This window comes from Actinomadura fulvescens (assembly GCF_039533225.1).
GTDB classification, from domain to species: Bacteria; Actinomycetota; Actinomycetes; order Streptosporangiales; family Streptosporangiaceae; genus Spirillospora; species Spirillospora fulvescens.
On sequence record NZ_BAAATD010000020.1, the window covers coordinates 86565 to 104338 of the forward strand.

General features: G+C 70.4%; 22 protein-coding genes. 18 read left to right on the top strand and 4 right to left on the bottom strand.

Annotated features, from left to right (window positions below; all coding sequences use genetic code 11):
- Window positions 1-163: 163 nt before the first annotated feature.
- The 3 genes from ABD333_RS43895 to ABD333_RS43905 form a co-directional block, all read right to left on the bottom strand.
- A complete protein-coding gene (locus ABD333_RS43895) occupies window positions 164-721 on the bottom strand; it encodes a GNAT family N-acetyltransferase (protein ID WP_344548698.1) in 558 nt (185 codons plus the stop codon).
- Window positions 718-1017: a hypothetical protein gene (locus tag ABD333_RS43900; protein ID WP_344548700.1), complete on the bottom strand. Its 300-nt coding sequence runs from the start codon at window positions 1015-1017 to the stop codon at window positions 718-720. Before ABD333_RS43900 ends, ABD333_RS43895 begins: the two co-directional genes overlap by 4 nt.
- A 186-nt stretch (window positions 1018-1203) precedes the next feature.
- The gene (locus ABD333_RS43905; RefSeq protein ID WP_344548702.1) at window positions 1204-2463 is read right to left on the bottom strand and encodes a helix-turn-helix domain-containing protein; all 1260 of its coding nucleotides are present in this window, start codon (window positions 2461-2463) and stop codon (window positions 1204-1206) included.
- A 135-nt stretch (window positions 2464-2598) separates the two neighbouring features.
- Here ABD333_RS43905 and ABD333_RS43910 point away from each other — a divergent pair, with 135 nt between their 5' ends.
- From ABD333_RS43910 to tgmC, 9 genes are all read left to right on the top strand, one after another.
- Window positions 2599-2799, top strand: a complete 201-nt coding sequence (locus ABD333_RS43910; RefSeq protein WP_344548706.1) for a hypothetical protein — start codon at window positions 2599-2601, stop codon at window positions 2797-2799.
- Window positions 2792-3193, top strand: coding sequence for a hypothetical protein (locus ABD333_RS43915; RefSeq protein ID WP_344548708.1), 402 nt, complete (start codon window positions 2792-2794; stop codon window positions 3191-3193). Before ABD333_RS43910 ends, ABD333_RS43915 begins: the two co-directional genes overlap by 8 nt.
- Window positions 3190-3453 (top strand): hypothetical protein, encoded by a 264-nt coding sequence (locus ABD333_RS43920; protein WP_344548710.1) that lies wholly within the window; start codon window positions 3190-3192, stop codon window positions 3451-3453. Before ABD333_RS43915 ends, ABD333_RS43920 begins: the two co-directional genes overlap by 4 nt.
- Before the next feature lie 29 nt (window positions 3454-3482).
- Window positions 3483-3962, top strand: coding sequence for a hypothetical protein (locus ABD333_RS43925; RefSeq protein WP_344548712.1), 480 nt, complete (start codon window positions 3483-3485; stop codon window positions 3960-3962).
- A gap of 66 nt (window positions 3963-4028) precedes the next feature.
- Window positions 4029-4502: a hypothetical protein gene (locus ABD333_RS43930; protein WP_344548714.1), complete on the top strand. Its 474-nt coding sequence runs from the start codon at window positions 4029-4031 to the stop codon at window positions 4500-4502.
- Window positions 4503-4514: 12 nt separating this feature from the next.
- Window positions 4515-4838 carry a hypothetical protein gene (locus tag ABD333_RS43935; RefSeq protein WP_344548716.1) on the top strand — a complete coding sequence of 108 codons (324 nt, stop codon included), beginning with the start codon at window positions 4515-4517 and terminating at the stop codon, window positions 4836-4838.
- A gap of 165 nt (window positions 4839-5003) precedes the next feature.
- Complete coding sequence (gene tgmA, locus ABD333_RS43940) at window positions 5004-5288, top strand: putative ATP-grasp-modified RiPP (protein WP_344548718.1); 285 nt, start codon at window positions 5004-5006, stop codon at window positions 5286-5288.
- Window positions 5288-6241: an ATP-grasp ribosomal peptide maturase gene (gene tgmB, locus ABD333_RS43945; protein WP_344548720.1), complete on the top strand. Its 954-nt coding sequence runs from the start codon at window positions 5288-5290 to the stop codon at window positions 6239-6241. The genes tgmA and tgmB overlap by 1 nt, the downstream gene beginning before the upstream one ends.
- Window positions 6238-7437 (top strand): ATP-grasp peptide maturase system methyltransferase, encoded by a 1200-nt coding sequence (tgmC, locus tag ABD333_RS43950; RefSeq protein ID WP_344548722.1) that lies wholly within the window; start codon window positions 6238-6240, stop codon window positions 7435-7437. The genes tgmB and tgmC overlap by 4 nt, the downstream gene beginning before the upstream one ends.
- A gap of 241 nt (window positions 7438-7678) precedes the next feature.
- Here the strand turns inward: tgmC and ABD333_RS43955 are convergent, their stop codons facing one another.
- Complete coding sequence (locus ABD333_RS43955) at window positions 7679-8173, bottom strand: VOC family protein (protein ID WP_344548724.1); 495 nt, start codon at window positions 8171-8173, stop codon at window positions 7679-7681.
- A 145-nt stretch (window positions 8174-8318) separates the two neighbouring features.
- On the opposite strand from ABD333_RS43955, the gene ABD333_RS43960 reads away from it, so the two are divergent.
- From ABD333_RS43960 to ABD333_RS44000, 9 genes are read left to right on the top strand one after another with little or no spacing between them, the layout of a single operon-like run.
- Complete coding sequence (locus tag ABD333_RS43960; RefSeq protein WP_344548726.1) at window positions 8319-9140, top strand: fumarylacetoacetate hydrolase family protein; 822 nt, start codon at window positions 8319-8321, stop codon at window positions 9138-9140.
- Window positions 9141-9169: 29 nt separating this feature from the next.
- On the top strand, window positions 9170-10249 hold the full coding sequence (locus tag ABD333_RS43965) for a TAXI family TRAP transporter solute-binding subunit (RefSeq protein ID WP_344548728.1): 1080 nt from the start codon (window positions 9170-9172) through the stop codon (window positions 10247-10249).
- A 1-nt stretch (window position 10250) separates the two neighbouring features.
- Entirely contained in the window at window positions 10251-11231 is a 981-nt protein-coding gene (locus tag ABD333_RS43970) for a cupin domain-containing protein (RefSeq protein ID WP_344548730.1), read from the top strand.
- Window positions 11228-12325 carry an alcohol dehydrogenase catalytic domain-containing protein gene (locus ABD333_RS43975; protein WP_344548732.1) on the top strand — a complete coding sequence of 366 codons (1098 nt, stop codon included), beginning with the start codon at window positions 11228-11230 and terminating at the stop codon, window positions 12323-12325. Before ABD333_RS43970 ends, ABD333_RS43975 begins: the two co-directional genes overlap by 4 nt.
- 53 nt (window positions 12326-12378) lie before the next feature.
- On the top strand, window positions 12379-13167 hold the full coding sequence (locus tag ABD333_RS43980) for a class II aldolase/adducin family protein (protein ID WP_344548734.1): 789 nt from the start codon (window positions 12379-12381) through the stop codon (window positions 13165-13167).
- Window positions 13164-14771, top strand: a complete 1608-nt coding sequence (locus tag ABD333_RS43985; RefSeq protein WP_344548736.1) for an FAD-dependent monooxygenase — start codon at window positions 13164-13166, stop codon at window positions 14769-14771. The genes ABD333_RS43980 and ABD333_RS43985 overlap by 4 nt, the downstream gene beginning before the upstream one ends.
- The gene (locus ABD333_RS43990; protein WP_344548738.1) at window positions 14768-15841 is read left to right on the top strand and encodes a TAXI family TRAP transporter solute-binding subunit; all 1074 of its coding nucleotides are present in this window, start codon (window positions 14768-14770) and stop codon (window positions 15839-15841) included. Before ABD333_RS43985 ends, ABD333_RS43990 begins: the two co-directional genes overlap by 4 nt.
- Window positions 15838-16551, top strand: a complete 714-nt coding sequence (locus tag ABD333_RS43995) for a dienelactone hydrolase family protein (protein ID WP_344548740.1) — start codon at window positions 15838-15840, stop codon at window positions 16549-16551. Before ABD333_RS43990 ends, ABD333_RS43995 begins: the two co-directional genes overlap by 4 nt.
- Complete coding sequence (locus tag ABD333_RS44000) at window positions 16548-17630, top strand: alcohol dehydrogenase catalytic domain-containing protein (protein WP_344548741.1); 1083 nt, start codon at window positions 16548-16550, stop codon at window positions 17628-17630. The genes ABD333_RS43995 and ABD333_RS44000 overlap by 4 nt, the downstream gene beginning before the upstream one ends.
- Window positions 17631-17774 lie beyond the last annotated feature (144 nt).

A 17774-nucleotide genomic window follows, 5' to 3' on the forward strand; every position in this document is an offset into this window, starting at 1 on the left:
TGTCTTTGGAGGGCTGAACGGTTTCGGCCTGGCACCCTCTCAGAGGCCGCTGTAGGGCAGATTTGAGGGGTGCTTCGGCGACTCCGAAATCCGAAACCTTGCAGGCCACCTTGATACCGGGGGCGAAACCGGTTTCGGGGTGGGTGAACCCCATCCCTCGCGGCTACGGGTGCAGAGGCAGCGAGATGAGCATCGCGTCGAAGTGCGGCGAGTCCGCGAAGGGCTGCAGCTTGCCGACCTTCTCCCAGCCCCACCGCCGGTAGGCCGTCTGCGCCGAGTCGTTGTCCTCGCGGACCAGCAGGGTGGCGCGCTCCTCGACCCGGCCGTTCAGGAGCTCGTCGTGCAGGGCATGGGCGACGCCTTTGCCCTGCCACTCCGGAACCACCATCAACTCGTTGAACGCGAACGTCCGGCTGCCGCTCTCGTCAGCGAAGCCCTCAGGCGGTGACGGTGTGAGGCCGTTCCACCATCGCGTGGTGGCAGGGAGCGTGTAGCCGAAGGCCTGCCCGACCGGGTGGCCATCGATCTGGGCTATGGCGATCTCGAAGCCGGGGGCCTTGGCGTAGCCGGGGAACCGCTCGGCGAACCGTTCCGCGGTGTAGAACGGCCGGTCGATCACGTCAGGGTGGCTGGCGACGTAGACCGGCACGATCACGCTGTCGAGGATGTCGAGCGCCTCGGTCGGATCATGGCGGCTGATCGACAGGTTCGGCGGGGTCATGCGTCTCCCTTGGCGGCGAGAAGTTCGCGGGCCTCGGCGATCGACGCCCGCGCGGCCTGAGCGGGTGGAGCCATCTTCAGAGACATTACGGCGCTGTGGTGCAGCAGCCCGTCATGGCGGAGCTCGCCCGGCACGGCCCCCAGGACCCTTACCAGGTGGCGGGCACCCTCGTCGACATCCCCGCTACGGATGAGCACACCGGCACGGTGCAGCTCGACCTGCGTGCGAGCCTGCCAGTTTCGCGCCGGGTAGACAGCCAGCGCCGCATCCTGCGCGCGCATCGTCGCCGTCGCCACCGGCTCCAGCGACGCCGCAGATCTCCGAGCCGCAGGCGCCGAGCTCGTCCTAGACGACCTCACCGACACCGACAGTCTCGTCCGCGCCGTGCTCGACGTCAGTGACCCCTGACCATCGCCACCAGCTCCCGAACCTCGGGCACGTCCTCGTACGGCTCGAATGCCGTCATGAGCTCGTCAAACCGCTCAGGCAGGATCGACGACCGCGAGCAACTGGCGCAGGTCTTCGCTGGCGTCCGCGACCGTGGATGGTGCGCGGTCCCGGGCGACCTGGGCGACCACACCGCGCAGGAGCTTGGCGGTGCGGGCCGACCCGACCTCGGCCGCCTGGTCGAGCACGTCGGCGATGACCGACTCCGCAGCGTTCCACTGCTGTACGTGCACCAGGGCCTCAAGCAGATGTGCGAGGTCGTTGTATCGCGCTCGGGTCCGGGTGCTGGCCAGCCGTCGTGCGTTCGTTCGCGTTCGCGCCGAGGCGGCCATGCAGTCCACCGCGCGCCCCCATTCGTCCAGCTCGATGTGCAGCATCCCGCGATGCCATGCCAGCTCGGCGTCATCCAGCCACCACGTCCACGACGGGTCGCGTTCGGTGATGCTCTCGCCGATGGTGGCGGCGGCCTGCTCTAGCGCCCGGAACGCAGCGGCGCAATCGTTCATCTGCGCGAGTGCGCGGGCTCGGCGTAGATCGAACAAGGCGCCTACACGCGGCGGCATCCTGGGATCATCCTGGACGGCCTCGCAGATCCGCAGTGCTTCGCGGGACCGCCGCTCGTGCAAGGCGAGTAGTGCCAGGTGAGATAGCTCGAACTGCTCCATCGACCGGTCACCGGCCAGACGGGACAGGAACAATGCCTCATGGATGATCTGCCGAGCGATCTCCTGCTTGTCCGCGTCGTAGGCGATCCAGCTTGCTATCTCGGCGGTCTCGCCAGCGGCGGCCTCCAGGTCCCGCTGAACGGTGCGCTCGTGGCTTCCAGCGGCCAGTTTGGCGTGCGCCGATCGGAAGATCCGGAGGCTTAACGGCAGGACATCGTTCCCACCGTGCAGGCTGTCCATACTGATCAAGCGCTGGTTGTCCTCGCGGAGTGTCTGCACATAGTCGGCGTCAGCCAGGCGTCCACGCTCGGTCGGAGGAGCCAGCAACACCAGTCCCTCGCGGTCGAACAACGGGCCATTGTGCAGTGTCCGGTGAGTCGGCGCGGATGGCCTAAGGCCGGCTAGGGCGCCATCAGCACACAGAAGCTCGTCCAAACGGTCGGCGAGCTTCGCTGAGGGTGTCTTGTCACCGGAGCGGAGCTTCGACAGGTGCCCGTGGTCGCACGGGACCAGGCGTGCCAGCTGACGCAACCCGATGCCGCGTTCGGCCATGAGAGCGGCCAGCTTCTCGCCGAAGGTCATCGCCTCACCCGCTTTGCCCGGGGTTGACCTGGTGTCGGTGGTGTCCATGCCGGACAGACACCGGACACCATCTCCACAGTAGCCAGCCGGGCCGGAAGCGTGAGGGGTGACGCGAACGAACGGCCCTCGGCCGGCGGGCGAACGCCGGTGTGCCGAGGGCCTGACCGGAAGTGAGTCCGGCTGATGACGACGGTAGCGGAGATCAAGGACCAGCTACGGCGAGAGTTTCCTGACTGGTCGATCATCACCAGCAGCGCCGGTCGATGGTGGGCGACCCGCGCCCCCGAGCGGGGCGAGCTGGTTCAGCACGGCGCCTCGTGCTTCGAGGCCGACAGCCCGGACGATCTGCACGCCCAGCTCGCCAGGGTGAGCGCCAGTGAGTAGCAGCGGCCCGCACTTTCCGGACGGCGTCGGTGAGGACGAGGCCGCCCGGCGGCTCGCCACGGCGGCGGAGGCGCCGAAGGCGACGCCGTTGAAGATGTTTCCGGTCGTGCTCGGCGCGTTCGAGGAAGCCGGGAAAGAGCGGCTCCATCCGCGCATCGTGGACCTGGTGCTGTCGTTCGTCCAGGACGAGGCCGAGACCAAGCTTGGCGGCGAGCCGGAGATGGACGCGACGGCCGCGTTGCAGCGCGCGCTGTCGGCGGTGCGGCCGATGTTCGCCCGCCATTTGGGCCGTCAGGGGTATCTGCTGGGCACCGCCGACGAGGTGACCCGGGATGCTGAGCGACGCGTCCGCCTGATTGCGACGTCGGGGCCGTACGGCCCGTACGCGACGTGATGGTGCTGCCGGGTGCGGAGATCGCGCGGCGCCGGGCGGCGGTCGAGGCGCTGGCGGCCGAGCTGGAGGGCCGTGGCTGGCACACCGAGGGCCGCGGGGTGCAGATGTGGGTGTGCGCGGTGCCGTTGGGGCCCGGACGTGAGGTCGGCGCCTATTGGGATCGGTTCGTGTGGCGCCGTGGGTCCTACGTCGGGGCGGACATCGCCCCGGTGGACGACGTGGTGGCCGCCGCCGACCTGATCTGCCAACAGCTTTCCTAAATCCCCCGAAATGAAGGAAGGGATCCCTTGTGGTTGACCGGGGTCAGGTCCGCGCGGAGTGCGAGGCGTTGATCATGGCGGGTGTGTCCGGGGCGGTCGAGGGGCCGCTGCGCTACTTCGAGCGGGTCAAGGTCGCGCCGGGGTGGGCGGTGGCCGGGCCGGTGATGGCCGAGGTGTTGGCGGACGCGATCCAGCGGGACGCCGTTGCGGCGGGCGTGGTCATCGCAGGTGTGGCGGACGTGGGGCGGCTCGCGCCTTCGGAGCGGCACGGGTACGCGCGGGTGATGGCCCTGGGGATCTCGGCCGGTACTCGGGTCAAGGCACGCGGCATCCATCGCGTGATGCTGCGCCATGCCCGCACGTACGTCAAAGCGCGGGCACGCGGCAGCCACGACGAAGCCGACGCGGTCCTCAACCGGATGGACGCCGAGCAGCTCGGGCAGCTGGTGTTCATGCTGTGGGCGACCGCTCTACAAGCCCGGCGCGCCGCGCTGACGGACATGACGTAAGCCTCCCGCGACCCCGGGTGAAGTTCCCCCAACCCCGGGGCTGCGGGCCCACCGTGAGGAGGGGCCATGTACACCTCGAACACCATCCGGGCCGCCGTGCTAGCGCTCATCGCCGCGGTATCGCTCGGGGCCGCCGAGGAATGCGGCAAAGCCACCGGCGGCAGCGGCAGCGGCGGTTCACCAAAGGGCTGCGACGCCTGGGTCTTCAAGTGGCCGCAACGCTTCCGCAGCGGCGACCTGGCAGGCGTAAAGGCGATCGTCGCGGTCAAGTGCGTCGAACGTCAACGCGAGCACTCGATCCACCTTCAGCTGCGTCGAGAGAACCAGCAGCACCGATGGATCGACATCAACGACGTCGTCGACTCCGACATCCCCGCACCGGGAAAGCGGAAGGAATACCCGATCAGCGTGTCGGAGTGCGAACCTGGTCGCTACCAGGTGCGGTTCTGGCTCCGGGGCGTCACTCCCGACGGCAAGCGGTACCGCTTCCCGACCTCCGGGTGGAAGTCCAAGACCGCCCGTGTCCGCTGCCCATCGTGAAGGAGACTCACCATGCGGGGCACACACCGGGGATACGCGCCCCTGGCCGGAGCCACACCGCCTCGGTCCTCGCTGTGGCGAGACGTGCGATCCCGGTCACGGCGGCTACTTCGGCTGGACCGCGACGACCCATCGGTTGGGTACGGGCCTGGCTACCGGTTCAGGTCACCAAGCGGTTGCGCCGACTGCGCCGAGCCGTGCGCCCAGGTGGCGATCGCCCCCTCGGGCCGCGCCGTCCTGCTGACCGGCATGGCAGCGGGCGAGGCTGTGGCCTTCAGCCCAGCACAATGGGAGCACCTGGTAGCCGCCATCAAGGCGGGAGAGTTCGACATCTAAGCACGCCGAAAGGTGGGGGCTGTGACGACCACGACTCCCCAGACAGGCGTCGGCGCCTTGGTCAAGGAGACGCCGCGCCGCGAGCGCCTGTGCCCTTGCCGGTCAACACGGCACGGCGGGAACCGGTGCCGCCGGCTCGCCCCCGATTCCCAGGAGTGCTGTCCGATGTACCAGAACGCCGACCGTCTGCCCGCTGCCCCGTCGCCGACCGACGCCCCCCGCGCCGCGCGGCCGTGGGGCCTGCGCCGCATGGCGCCCTACCCCCACACGATCGACGTCGGGGTTGTCGCGACGCAGATCGACCCTGTGACACAGACGGGCGCCACCAGCGACGGCGACTTCGTCGAAGCCAAGCACAAGAGGTCCAACACGGGCACGGAAACGAGAACGCGGACCTCTTCGGACGGCGACCAGGACGAAGACCACAGCCAGGACGCCGACCAGGACTGATGACCAAACCTCGTCCCGTACTCATCGTCACTCAACCTGACGACGTGACCGCCGACATCGTCGTCACCGAGCTCAACCGGCGCGGTGTGCCCCTCCTGCGGTTCGACACCGCGGACTTCCCGCACGCGCTCAGCCTGTCGGCAAAGATCGACGGTGACGGGTTGCGTGGAATCATGACGACCGCCTCGCGCCAGGTCGAGCTCGGCGCGGTGCGGTCGTTGTACTACCGCCGACCGCGCGGCTTCACCCTTCCCGGCCTCGACGAGCAGGACGCGCGGTTTGCCGCCCTGCAAGCCCGCTACGGGCTCGGTGGCGTGCTGGCGTCCCTACCTGACTGCCTGTACGTCAACCATCCTCACGCCATCGCCGACGCCGAGTTCAAGCCCGCGCAACTCGCTGTCGCGGCCGACGTCGGGTTCACCATCCCGCCGACCCTGATCACCAACAATCTCGACCAAGCCTGGACGTTCGCCGCCGAGCACGGACCGATCATCTACAAGCCGCTTCGCGGAAGCCCGTACCGCGAGGGCGGCGTGGCCCGAACGATCTGGGTCACCGAGGTCGAACCCGCCGAGCTCGACGAGTCGGTCGAGGCGACCGCGCACCTGTTCCAAAGCCGCGTTCCAGCCGTCGGGCACCTACGGGTGGCTGCGATCGGCGACCACGTGTTCTGCGTACGGATCGACTCCGGCGACCTCTTGGATTGGAGACAGAACTACGACGCGCTCACCTACACCGCCACCGACCCGCCGCCCGGCATGACCGAGCCGATCGCCGCCTACCTCAACCGGTTCGGACTGGTCTTCGGCGCGTTCGACCTCGTTCTACGCCCCGACGGCGAGGCAGTGTTCCTGGAGTGCAATCCCAACGGTCAATGGGCGTGGCTGGAAGACGAGACTGGCCTTCCCATGACGTCAGCGCTCGCCGATCTCCTCGAACGGGGGACCGCATGACCAACGACATCAACGCACGCGCCGTGTCCCTGCGGCACACACTCGCCGACGAGCTCGAACGCTCCGGCGACCTGTACTCGCCGCAATGGCGACGCGCCGTCGAACGGGTGCCGCGCCACCTGTTCGTACCCCAAGTCTTCCAGCGCACCGACACCGACCAGGGCACCCGCTGGAAACCGGTCATTGGCGAGCACGACGTCGGTCGATGGCTCGACCTCGCCTATCGCAATGAGACGTTGGTGACCCAACTCGATGGGCACCTGGTACCGCAGGACGTGACCGAGCCGCTCAGCGGCAACCCGACGTCATCGTCGACGCTGCCGGGCTTGGTCGTGCACATGCTGGAGCATCTCGCCGTCGACGACAGCACGACCGTGCTGGAGATCGGCACGGGGACTGGGTACTCGACGGCGCTGATGTGCGATCGGCTCGGCGACGATCATGTCACCTCGGTCGAGGTCGACCCTGATGTCGCCGCCGGCGCCGCCGCCGCTCTGGGCCGCGCTGGATTCTCCCCGAACCTGGTGATCGGCGACGGCCTCGACGGCGCCCCCGACCACGCGCCCTACGACGGCGTGATCGCGACGTGCTCGGTCCGGCACGTCCCACGCGCATGGCTCGACCAGACCAGGCCGGGCGGGCGCATCCTGGTCACGATGACCGGATGGCTTCACGGGTACGGGCTCGCCGTCCTGAACGTCAGTGAGGACGGCGCGGCCGAGGGCCGATTCCTGTCCGGAACCATCTCGTTCATGATCGCCCGACCACAGGCGGCACCCTCGATCAGCGACGAGCACTGGACCGAGATGACCAAGGCGCTCGCCGACGCCGAGCCGCGGCCGGCCGTCGTCGGCCCGGACATCCGCGATGACTGGACCGGCGTGTTCGTGGCGCAGCTCGGCGCACCCGGCGCGCAATGGCAGTCCCGGCGCATCGGCGACGGCGCATGGGTCGACTACCTCATCGACGCCGAGACCGACTCGGCCGCGTCGCTCACACCCGAGCCCGACGGCGGCTGGACTGTGCGGCAGACGGGACCGGCGCACCTGTGGGACGACGTCGAGACGTCCGTCGGCCTGTGGCGCGCTGCGGGAAGCCCGCCGCAAGAACAGTTCCGCATCCGCACCGACGGCCACACTCAAACGGTTTGGATCATGGCGAACGGCGAGCCAGTCGCCTGGGACCTGACGGTCTAGAGACGCCGGAACGCCCCCGGTTCCTCGCCCTCCGGTTCCCATACGGCGCTGAGGCTCCCTCGGGCATTCCGCGTTTAACGGGTCGGTTGCCGAGGGCTTGGTCCACGGATGGGGTGGGGGGTCTGGGGGGCTTGCCCCCCAGCTTGGGGTTCGGGGCGGGAGCCTCGATGGGGCTGTCCGAGCGCTAGCGAGGGCCTTGCTCGGAGAAGGCGCGGTGCATCCTGCACCGCGCCTTCCGTCGTTATTGCACGGGCTGGTAGGCCGGGCCGTCGTCGGCCAGGAGGCGGTCGGCCTCGGCGTAGATCTCCTCGGCGGGGAGGCCGAAGTCGATCGACTTGCGGAACGGCTGCCGTACGTCCCGGTCGAGGCGCAGGTAGACCTCGTTGCGGTTGCCCTCGGGGTCGAAGAAGTAGATGCCGAAGGCGTTCCCGTGGGTGACCTCCTGCTGGACCTCGACGCCCTCCTCCTCGAACGTGCGGTGGAACGCGCGGATGTCCTCCAGCGAGTCGACGCGCCAGGAGATCTGGTGCTGCTGCTTGGCGCCGGGCTCCGCGGTCCGGCCGCGCTGGAGGACGAACTCGTGGTGCTCCTCCTCCGGCCGGGAGCTGAAGAAGACGATGCCCAGCTCGTCGTCCTCGTCGGTGACCGTGAGGCCGAGGACGCGCTCGTAGAAGTCCCTCATCACGGGGAGGTCGTTCACCCAGAGTCCGGTGTGCCCGAGTTCGGCGATGGCCATCTGACGCTCCTTGTCCTAGGATTCAGGATGTAGATCCTGAGATATGGAACGAGGCTAACTCATTGACCCTCGCCCCCTCCAGCCCTAATCTGTTTCGAAATACAGGATGACTGCCCTGAAAAACAGGACAGAGTGAGGAGACGGGATGCGGTTCGTCGCCTATCTGGACGACCACGGAGCCGAGGCGATCGGCAGGCTGGACGGCACGCACGTTCACCGGCTCCGCGGAGTCGACCGCATCGACCGGACCGCCTCCCCCGGCGCCCTGCTCGACGCGCGGGCCGAGGAGGATGGCGTCCCGCTCGACACGCTGACGCTGCTGCCGGTCGCCCGGCCCGGGAAGATCTTCTGCGTCGGGCTCAACTACCGCTCGCACGTGGACGAGACCGGACGCGAGCTGCCGACTTACCCGGTGCTGTTCCCCAAGTTCGCCTCCAGCCTGATCGGGCACGGCGCGCCGATCACGCTCCCGCCCGAGTCGGCGCAGGTGGACTACGAGGCCGAGCTGGCGGTGGTGATCGGCAAAGCGGGCCGCCGGATCTCGCGGGACGACGCGTTCGGGCACGTCCTCGGCTACACGATCTGCAACGACGTCACCATGCGCGACTACCAGTACAAGACCCACCAGTGGATGCAGGGCAAGGCCTGGGACGGCTCGACCCCGCTCGGACCCGTGCTGGTGACCGCCGACGAGCTCGACCCCGGCAAGCTCGACATCGCCCTGCGGCTGAACGGGCGCGAGATGCAGTCCTCGACCACCGACCGGCTGATCTTCGATGTGCCCGAGCTGATCCGGGTGACCTCGGAGTTCACCCGGCTGGAGCCCGGCGACGTGATCCTCACCGGCACCCCGGGCGGCGTCGGATACCGTCGCGATCCTCAGGTCTTTCTCACCGACGGTGACGTCGTCGAGGTCGAGATCGGCGGCATCGGCACGCTGCGTAACACCGTGCGGGCCGAGGCCTGAGGCGGTCTCGCGTGAGAGGAGGGCGGAACGTGCGAGCGGTCGACATCAAGATCCTTTGTCCCGGCCAGAACTGGATGAACATCGGCAGCCTGCTGGCCAACGGCATGGGCGGCTACGGCAGCCCGCTCCCGGACGGCTCGACGATCGCCGCCGTCACCGGCACGCCGCCGGCCGCGCTCGCCATGGACGGGCCGCGCCTGGTGGCCTCGGGGCGCTACCAGTTTGGGATCACCACCCCCAACTGGGCGCTGGCCATGGCGTGTGAGGGGAAGGGGCCCTACGACGAGCCGCTGCCGCTGCGGGCGATCGCCGCGTTCCCCCACGACGACCGGCTCGCCCTCGCGGTGCGGGCGGAGACCGGGATCACCAGCCTGAGCGAGATCGCGGCGGAACGGCGGCCCCTCAAGATCTCCATGCCGACTCGCGAGATGGGGCACCCGGCCCGCTGGGTGATGGACGAGATCCTCGCCTGCCACGGCTTCACCCAGGAGGACCTGGAGAGCTGGGGCGGCGAGGTGCTGCGCGACCGGCCCCGTTCGCAGAACTCCCCCGACGCCGTGCCCGCCGACCCGTCGTTCGACGCCGTCTTCGACGAGGCGATCATGACGGTGCGCTGGCAGAAGCTCACCACCCTGTACGACCTGCGGTTCCTGCCGCTGGAGGAGCACGTGCTCCGGCACTGCACGGGCATGGGGATGCCTGCCGGGGTGCTGGAACGGGGACGGCTGCGAGGGCTCGACCGGGACGTTCCCACGATCGACTTTTCCGGGTGGATCCTCTACTGCGCAGAGGACCTCCCGGACGAGCTCGCCTACCTGGCCGTCCGGGCGATCGACGAGCAGAAGGACACCATCTCCGCCCGCTTCACCGGGCCGACCCGCGCCATGACCGGCCCGGTCGACATGCGCGAGATCTGCCGCGACCTGCCCGTACCCCTGCATCCGGGGGCGGAGGCGTACTACCGCGAGAACGGCCACCTCACCGCGTCCACCGCGTCGGGGTCCGCCGCGTCCGGGTCCGCCGCGTTCGGGTCCGCCGCGTCGGGGTCCGCCGCGTCCGGGTCCGCCGCGTCCGCTCCCACTCTCACCGCGTCCACCGAGGAGAACTGACATGGGCATCGTGCACGAGCACTTCGAGACCTTCCCGTTCACGGACTCGCCACGGGTGTTCGAGCGGAAGGAAGAGCTCCTGCTGGCCGGGCCGCTGATGCCGCCCGACGGCCGCAAGCGCTGGCGCGACCACCCCGAGATCCAGGTCGTGCACTTCCCGCCGGAGTACGTGGACCAGCCGTTCGCCCACCCGCGCGGCGTCTACGAGAGCGAGTTCATGCGACTCGAATGGCAGACCATGAACAACCGGCAGCCGTTCTACCACCGCAACTGCGACGTGGACGAGATGTCCTACCAGGTCACGGGCGTGCGGACGCTGATGACCGACCTCGGCAGCGTCGACCTCGTGCCGGGCGACTTCTCCCGGCTGCCGGTCGGCGTCGCCCACGACAACTTCGGCCGCGAGGACATCCACATCCTCTTCTACGTGCCCGCCCCGGTCGTCGAGGCCCATCCCGAGTACCGGACGTCGGAGGTGCTGATCCCGCCGTTCGAGGGCTGGGAGCCGGTCATCACCAACGAGCTGATCACCGAGTGCCTCGGCGGGCCGGGCCACGACGTGGTCATGGCCCCGACCGACGAGCTGGCGCTGCTGGAGCATGCCAAGGAGGAGCCCGAACGGCTGCGCATCCTCAAGCCCGAGAACGCCGCCGGGACGACCTGGCTGTACACCTCGTCCCACGTTCACATCGGGCGGACGTACGAGGAGTCCTCCGACGGCCGCGTCTACCGCCGCATCCGCAACGCCGACGAGATCCAGTACCAGATCGACGGGCGGCGGACGCTCGTCACGCAGCGCGGCACGGTGCTGCTGGAGCCGGGCGACTTCGTGCGCGTCCCGGTCGGCATCGCGTTCACCAGCATCCACCACGAGCCGAGCGCGCACCTGACCGTCGTGTCGGCGCGCGAGCTGCCGCAGGTCTCCGAGAGCACCAAGACGGCCGGACGGCTGTCCGCGGACGAGATCGAGCGGCTGCGATGACGCTGATGGCGGCGGCCCGGGTCCACGACCGGACGGGCACGCTCCGGCTGGAGAAGGTCGCCGTGCCCGAGCCCGGACCGCGCGACGTCCTGGTCAGCGTGGCCTCGGCCGGACTGGCGCCGAGCCTGCTCAAGCTGCTGGAGCGCGGCTCGTTCAAGCACCTGCCGACCGTGCCGGGCCACGAGATCGCGGGCACGGTCGTGGCGGTGGGCGACGAGGCGGACCCCGGGCTCGCCGGCGCCCGGGTGCGCGTGCATCCCGTGCTCGCGTGCGGCACGTGCCGGTACTGCCGCGGCGACCGGGAGCAGATGTGCGCGTCGGTCGCCATGATCGGCCACGGCGCGCACGGGACCGGTCCGATGCCGTTGTACGAGCGCTATCACGACGGCGGCCTCGCCGAGTACGTGCGCGTGCCGTCATGGCTGGTGGACGTGCTGCCCGGCGGCGTCGGGTTCGACGTGGCCGCCAAGACCCACGACCTCGCCAACGCCGTCCGTGCCCTGAAGTGCGCGGCGCTGCCGCCCGGCGGCACGCTGGTGGTCACGGCCGCGACCGGAACGATGGGGACCGCCACGGTCAAGCTCGCGCCGTTCTTCGGAGCGGCCAGGCTCGTGCTCGTCGGCCGTTCGGCGCAGCGGCTCGAACGGGTGCGGGAGCTGAGCTCGCTGCCTGCCGACACGGTCGCCCTGGACGAGCTGGACGGCGACTGGGAGACCGAGGGCGGGCTGACGGGCCGGCTGCGCGACCTCGTCCCGGACGGCGCCGACGCGGTGCTCGACTTCCTGCCGCAGGGCGGAGGCACCGCCCAGGCCACGGCCGCGCTCGCCACCGGCGGCACGCTCGTGCACATGGGCGGCAACCGCGCGCCCTTCCCGTACTCGGCCCGTGACCTCCAGCACCACTGCTGGCGGGTCGTCGGCACCCGCGCCTGCACCCGCACCGACACCGCCGCCGTACTCGATCTGCTCGGCTCCGGGGCCCTCCGCGCCGACGACCTGATCACCCACCGGTACGCGCTCGCCGACGTCAACGAGGCCTTCGCCGCCACGCGGCGGCGCACCGAACCGATCTGGATGGCGGTGGTGCACCCATGACGCCCGAGCAAGATGGCGGCGGTGCAGCCATGCAAGCTGGCGGTGGTGGTGCCATGACGCCCGACCAAGGCGGCGGCGGGGCGGCCATGCAAGCTGGCGGCGGTGCGGACGTGACAGCCGAGGGCGGCCAAGGCGGTGGTGCGGCCAGGACGCCCGCGGAGGCCAAGGCGATGGCGGTTCGGGCGAGCCGGGCGCTGGCGGCGGCCGGCCAGTCCGACATGGTCTGGGGGCATGTAGCGGTCCGCGACCCGGACGGCCGCGGAATCTGGATCAAGGCGCCCGGCTGGGGCTTCGAGGAGATCGACGACGAACGGGTGCAGCTCGTCTCGTTCGACCGGCAGGTACTCGAAGGTGAGGGCGCTCCGCACAAGGAATGCCCCATCCACCTGGAGATCCTTCAGCGCCGACCCGAGCTGGAGTGCACGGTGCACACCCACGCCCAGGCCGCCGTCGCGTTCGCCGCGCTCGACACTCCCCTGCTGCCCATCTCGCACGAGGGCACGCTGTTCGGCGGCCGGGACGTGCCGCGCTTCACGCTGACCGGCGCGCTCGTGCAGACCCCGGAGCTCGGCGCGGCGCTCGCCGAGACGCTCGGCGACGCGCCCGCCGCCCTGATGCCCAAGCACGGGCTCGTCGCGGCGGGCACCAGCGTGCAGGCCGCGGTGATGCACGCCGTCCTGCTCGACCGGGCCTGCCAGGTGCAGCTCAGGGCGATGGCGGCCGGGCCGGTCCGGGTGTATTCGGACGCCGCCGAGGCCGCCGCCAAGAAGTCGGAGTGCTGGAACGCCCGCCAGCTCCACGCGGGGTGGGAGTACCTCGCCCGAAAGGACGTCGTGACATGAACCTTCCCGTCCTGATCGTCGGCGCGGGTCCCGTCGGGCTGACCACCGCGAACCTGCTCGCCGCCCGGGACGTGCCGGTCGTCCTCGTCGAACGCAACGCCACCACCAGCGACGAGGCCAAGGCGATCAGCCTGGACGACGAGTCGCTGCGCACGCTGCAGGCCGCCGAGCTCGCGGAGGCCGTGCTCGGCATCGTGGTCCCGGGCACCGGCACCCGCTACTACGACCGCAAGGGCCGGCCGCTCTTCCATGCCCGCGGCCCCGAGCCCTACCGGCTCGGCTACACGTTCAAGAACCAGTTCGCCCAGCCCGAGCTTGAGCGCCTGCTCCTGCAGGCGCTCAAGGAACGGGACGGCGTGGACGTGCGCTTCGCCACCGAACTCGTCGCGCTCACCGAGGCGCCCGACGGCGTGATCGCCCATCTCGACAACGCCGGGGAGGTCGTCGACCTGCCGGTGAGCTGGGTGCTGGGCTGCGACGGCGGCCGCAGCACGATCCGCGAACTGCGGGGCATCGACATGACCGGCACGAGCCATCGCGACGTCTGGCTGGTCGCCGACACGGTCGGCGACGACCACGACGAGCGCTACGGCATGCATCTCGGCCGCCCGGACCGCCCCACCGTGATCGTGCCCGGCCGCGACGGGCGCTGCCGCTACGAGTTCCGGTTGCGGCCGGGCGAGGGGGAAGGCGGCACCAAGCCGGACTTCGCGACGATCGAGCGGCTCGTCGCCCCGTACCGCGACATCACCCCCGAGCAGGTCGAACGCTGCACCAACTACACGTTCAACGCGGTGGTCGCCGACCGCTGGCGCGACGGGCGCTGCTTCCTGCTCGGCGACGCGGCGCACATGATGCCTCCGTTCGCCGGGCAGGGGCTCAACTCCGGGGTACGCGACGCCGCCAACCTCGTCTGGAAGCTGGCGGAGGTCTGGCACGGCCGCGCCGCCGAGAGCCTGCTCGACACCTACGAGCCGGAACGCCGCCCGCACGCCACCGCCATGGTCGCGTTCTCCGAACGGCTCGGCCGGGTCGTCATGACCACCGACCCGCTGCGTGGCCGCCTCCGTGACGGCGCCGTGCGCGCCCTCCTGCTGACGCCATGGGGACGGCGCTACCTCAGCGAGATGCGGTTCCGCCCCCGTCCCGTTCACACCGGCGGCCTCGTGGTCCGTACCGGAACGGGCGACGAAGGGCTCGTCGGCACCCAGCTCCCCCAGCCGCGCGTCCTGGTCCCGCCGAGCCTGCGTCCGCTGCTGCTCGACCACGTGCTCGGCACCGGCCTGGCCGTCCTCGGCGTCGATGTCGGCGGCGGCGACTGGGACCGCGTCACGGCGGCCTTCCCGGACTCCCTTCCGATCACGCACGTCGAGGTGTCGCTCGGCGAACGGCTCCCCCGCCCGCAGGGCGAACGGCAGGCCATCGCCGACGCCGACGGCCGGCTCGAAGCCGCGCTGGGCGGCGCCACCGGACGCTTCGTTCTGGTCAAGCCCGACCGCTACATCGCCGCCGTCTTCCCGGCGACCCAGGCCGCGCGCGTGGGCGCCGCCCTGGCCCGCCATTCGACCGTGTCGCCGCAGCCGCGACGAGAGAGGACGCCATGACCGACGCCGCCGCAAGCGCACACCCGCCCGAGCCGGAGACCGCCGCCGACGCACGGCCGCCCGAGCCGAAGGCCGCCGCCGACGCACGGCCGACGACGACCACCGCCGTCAGCGCCCACCCACCCGAGCCGAAGATCGAACGGTCGCTCACGCTGCATCTGCGTGGCGACTGGGGCATGGCCAATCTGCATCGGGTCTGCGGATGGATCTCGCAGGAGCTGACCGACCGCTGCGGCCCGTACACCAAGGTCGCCATCTGGAACAGCCGTGGCTTCTCCGACGCCGCCCGCGCCGTCGGCCGTGGCGAGGTGCACGTGGCCCTGACGACGCCCGCGGCGTTCACCGCGGCAGCGCTCGACGGGCGCGGGGCGTTCGCGGGTGAGAGCTTCCCCGAGCTGCGGGCCCTCGGCACCGTTCCGCAACGCGACCGGCTCGTGATGGGCGTGCACCGGTCGCTGGGCATCACCTCGTTCGCCGAACTCCGCGAGGCCAAGCCCGCGCTCACGCTCGCGACCTCGGTGAACGACGGCGAGAACTACGTCGGCCTCGCCGCCAACGCCCTGCTGGAACGTTCCGGCGTGGACGTGACCGGGTGGGGCGGCTCGTTCCTGGAGGACGAGCGGCCGTTCGAGTCGTTCGACCACGTGCTGACGGGCCGCGCGAACGCCGTCATCCACGAGGCCGTCATGCTTCCGCACTGGCAGCGGTTCGGGGGTGACATGCATTTCCTGGAGGTGGAACAGGACGTCCTGGACGGGCTGCGCGACGACTTCTCGTGGCCGTCGGCCGTGATCGAGGAGGGCTACTTCCCCGGCTGCCCGCGCTTCCAGACCCTGGACTTCTCCGACTTCCTGGTGCTGACGCGGTCCGACCTGCCCGAGGACGTCGCGTACGCGATCGCCTGGGTGCTCGGCGAGACCCGCGAGCTGCTCGAACGCCAGTACCGCCACATCCCGCCGGAGCGCAGCCCGGTCACCTACCCGCTCGACCCCGTGGCGATGGGCCGCACGCCCATCCCGCTGCACCCGGGCGCCGCCCGCTACTACGACGCTCTGAAGGAGACGACATGAACGACTGGATCACGGCCGCCACCGCCGACGGCCCGATGCGCGTGTACGTGGCGCGGCCCCCCGAACCCGCCCGGCGCGCCGTCGTCGTCCTCCAGGAGGCGTTCGGCGTCAACGAGCACATCCAGGACATCGCCCGGCGTTTCGCGGCCCGGGGATTCCTGGCCCTCGCGCCCGACCTCTTCCACCGCAACGGCGTGGGCACCCTCGGCTACGACCAGCACGCCGAGGCGATGCCGCTGATCGGTGCCATCGGGGCCGACGCGATCACCATGGACGTGCGCGCCGTGCTCGATCACCTGGCGGCCGGCGAGGGCATTCCCACGGGCCGTACCGCCGTCGTGGGCTTCTGCTTCGGCGGCCGCGCCGCGTTCACCGCCGCGACCGCGATCCCGGGTCTGGCCGCGACGGTCGTGTTCTACGGTCCCGGCATCGCCGCCGGTCCCCACGCCGTCCTGGACCGGGCGAAGTCGATCGCCGCGCCGATGTTGCTGCACGTCGGCGCCGAAGACCCGACCATCCCGGCCGAGCAGATCGCGGCGATCGAGGCCGCGCTACGGGACGCGGGCGCCGACTTCGAGCAGCATGTGTACGAGGGCGCCGGGCACGCCTTCGCGTGCGACGCCCGGCCGCACATGTACCGGACCGGACCGGCCGCCGAGGCCTGGGGCCGGACCCACGCCTTCCTCGACCGCCACCTGGGAGATTCATGAACGTCATGCTGGCCGCCCGCGCGCTTCAGGGCTCCACCGCGCTGCACCTGACCGAGACGCCCGTTCCCGAACCGGGGCCGCTCGACGTCCTGGTCAAGGTCGCCTCGGCCGGGCTCGCGCCCGGCATGATGAAGCTGCTGAGGATGGGCGCGTTCAAGCACCTGCCGACCACGCTCGGCCATGAGGCCGCGGGCACGATCGTCGCCGTGGGGGCGGAGGCGACCGGAGTCTCGATGGGCGACCGCGTCCGCGTACACCCCAACCTCACCTGCCGCAGCTGCGTCTACTGCCGTACCGACCGCGAGATGATGTGCGCGCAGCAGGCGATGGTGGGGCACGCCGCGTTCAGCGACGTCCCGATGCCGCTGTACGCCGAGTACCACGACGGCGGCCTGGCCGAGTACGTCCGCGTCCCGTACTGGCTGGTCGACCGGCTGCCGGACGGTGTGAGCTTCGACGTCGGCGCCAAGGTCCACGACCTGGCCAACGCCGTCCGCGCCTACAAGTGCGCCGCGCTCCCCCTCGGCTCCACCCTCGTCATCACCGCCGCGACGGGCTCGATGGGCACCGCCGCCGTCAAGCTGGCCCCGCACTTCGGCGTGGGCCGCCTGATCCTCGTCGGACGCAGCGCCGAACGCCTCACCGCCGTCCGCCGCCTCGCGGGCGGCCTGCACACCGAGACGGTCGCCCTGGAGGACCTGCCCTCGGTCGAGGACCTGACCCGCCGCCTCCGCGACCTCGGCCCCATCGACGGCGTGCTGGACTTCGTTCCGGACGGCCCGGTGATGACCCAGGCGACCCTGGCGATGACGACCGGCGGAATCCTCGTGCACATGGGCGGCAACAACGGCCCGCTGTCCATCCCCGCTCGCGTCTGGATGGCCAACTGCTGGCGCTTCGTGGGCACCCGAGCCTGCACCCGCACCGACGTGCAACAGGTCCTGAACATGCTCCGCGAGGGCACCCTGGACGCCGAAGAGCTGATCACCCACCGCTTCCCCCTGACCGAAGCCGAACGCGCCGTAGACCTCATGCAAACCCGCGCCGAACCAATCTGGATGGCAGTGGTCAACCCCTAAGCCCCGAGCACGTTTCACGACCGTGCAAGACACCGTCGGCCGCTGTGGTCAGCTTGCAGACCCGACCGGTGATCTAGGTTGCCCTTCGCGAGGGATCTCGTGCTCTGTCACGTGCTAGGGCAGACGGTGGTGTTTGACCGGTCC

Bases quoted from the DNA above. Each gene is read 5' to 3' on its own strand.
- ABD333_RS43910 (WP_344548706.1), top strand. From the start codon at position 2,599: ATGACGACGGTAGCGGAGATCAAGGACCAGCTACGGCGAGAGTTTCCT.
- ABD333_RS43970 (WP_344548730.1), top strand. From the start codon at position 10,251: ATGGGCATCGTGCACGAGCACTTCGAGACCTTCCCGTTCACGGACTCG.
- ABD333_RS43895 (WP_344548698.1), bottom strand. From the start codon at position 721: ATGACCCCGCCGAACCTGTCGATCAGCCGCCATGATCCGACCGAGGCG.
- tgmA (WP_344548718.1), top strand. From the start codon at position 5,004: ATGTACCAGAACGCCGACCGTCTGCCCGCTGCCCCGTCGCCGACCGAC.
- ABD333_RS43975 (WP_344548732.1), top strand. From the start codon at position 11,228: ATGACGCTGATGGCGGCGGCCCGGGTCCACGACCGGACGGGCACGCTC.
- ABD333_RS43905 (WP_344548702.1), bottom strand. From the start codon at position 2,463: ATGGACACCACCGACACCAGGTCAACCCCGGGCAAAGCGGGTGAGGCG.
- ABD333_RS43960 (WP_344548726.1), top strand. From the start codon at position 8,319: ATGCGGTTCGTCGCCTATCTGGACGACCACGGAGCCGAGGCGATCGGC.
- tgmC (WP_344548722.1), top strand. From the start codon at position 6,238: ATGACCAACGACATCAACGCACGCGCCGTGTCCCTGCGGCACACACTC.
- ABD333_RS43930 (WP_344548714.1), top strand. From the start codon at position 4,029: ATGTACACCTCGAACACCATCCGGGCCGCCGTGCTAGCGCTCATCGCC.
- tgmB (WP_344548720.1), top strand. From the start codon at position 5,288: ATGACCAAACCTCGTCCCGTACTCATCGTCACTCAACCTGACGACGTG.
- ABD333_RS43985 (WP_344548736.1), top strand. From the start codon at position 13,164: ATGAACCTTCCCGTCCTGATCGTCGGCGCGGGTCCCGTCGGGCTGACC.
- ABD333_RS43980 (WP_344548734.1), top strand. From the start codon at position 12,379: ATGACGCCCGACCAAGGCGGCGGCGGGGCGGCCATGCAAGCTGGCGGC.
- ABD333_RS44000 (WP_344548741.1), top strand. From the start codon at position 16,548: ATGAACGTCATGCTGGCCGCCCGCGCGCTTCAGGGCTCCACCGCGCTG.
- ABD333_RS43955 (WP_344548724.1), bottom strand. From the start codon at position 8,173: ATGGCCATCGCCGAACTCGGGCACACCGGACTCTGGGTGAACGACCTC.
- ABD333_RS43990 (WP_344548738.1), top strand. From the start codon at position 14,768: ATGACCGACGCCGCCGCAAGCGCACACCCGCCCGAGCCGGAGACCGCC.
- ABD333_RS43995 (WP_344548740.1), top strand. From the start codon at position 15,838: ATGAACGACTGGATCACGGCCGCCACCGCCGACGGCCCGATGCGCGTG.
- ABD333_RS43935 (WP_344548716.1), top strand. From the start codon at position 4,515: ATGCGGGGCACACACCGGGGATACGCGCCCCTGGCCGGAGCCACACCG.